The sequence below is a fragment of the Clostridium boliviensis genome (assembly GCF_033342255.1).
Lineage (GTDB): Bacteria > Bacillota > Clostridia > Lachnospirales > Lachnospiraceae > Lacrimispora > Lacrimispora boliviensis.
Genome location: NZ_JAWONS010000040.1, coordinates 1 through 305, shown reverse-complemented (window position 1 = coordinate 305; position 305 = coordinate 1). Strand labels below are relative to the sequence as shown.

Genomic DNA, 305 nt, shown 5'->3' with positions numbered 1-305 from the left:
ATCATCGAAGTATACGTGGTGGAGGAAGTGGAACGCGCCACATGATTGTCGGAATTCAGGAATGCCGCTGTCGGGTAATCGGGTCCGCTTCTTTGAAAGATAAGCGCCGTGTGATCAAGAGCGGCCTGGACCGGATCCGTCACCGATTCAACTTGTCGGTGGCGGAGGTCGATTATCAAAATGACCGACAGCTGACCACCCTGGCGATGGTCGGTGTCGGCAGCGGCAAACACGTGGTTGAGCAGGAGCTCCAACAGGCGCTTCGCCTGTTGGAGAACCTCGACGGTTTGGAAGTGTTGGACGCC

At 56.7% G+C, this 305-nt stretch carries 1 protein-coding gene; it reads left to right on the top strand.

Annotated features, from left to right (window positions below):
- Window positions 1-41 precede the first annotated feature (41 nt).
- Window positions 42-305: DUF503 domain-containing protein (locus RZO55_RS02315; RefSeq protein WP_318062693.1), on the top strand; the 264-nt coding region annotated here is incomplete at its 3' end.